Annotated in this window: 1 pseudogene; it reads right to left on the reverse strand. The window is 66.5% G+C overall.

The features are described 5' to 3' along the window. Positions 1–259, reverse strand: a pseudogene (locus GV790_RS29155) (MFS transporter); the annotation flags it as partial. Positions 260–376: the final 117 nt, after the last annotated feature.

Raw genomic sequence — 376 nt, forward strand, 5'->3', positions numbered from 1 at the left:
CATACGCCAGGTACTGGATCTCGGGAATCGGCACGAAGCCCGCCAACCCCGCGCCCAGTGCCGTCCCGAGCACGCTCTGCTCATCCAACAGGGTGTCGAATACCCTCCTGGCACCGAACTCGGTGCGCAGGCCCTTCGTGACGCCGTACACCCCGCCCTTGCGGGCGACATCCTCGCCGAAGACCAGCAGGTCCAGATCGCGGGTCAACAGGGCCCGCAAGGTGTGGTTGATGCCCTGCGCGAGGGTGAGCGGAACCTGCTCTGCCGCATATGGTTCGCGCCCTTCGGTCGGATCGGCAGGCTCCGTGGTCGGGGGCACCGGTCGAGGCGAAACGTGAGCAGAGGATCGCCGCAATGGATTGCCGTTCGCCGAATC

Source organism: Nocardia cyriacigeorgica (assembly GCF_010858045.1).
GTDB lineage: Bacteria > Actinomycetota > Actinomycetes > Mycobacteriales > Mycobacteriaceae > Nocardia > Nocardia cyriacigeorgica_E.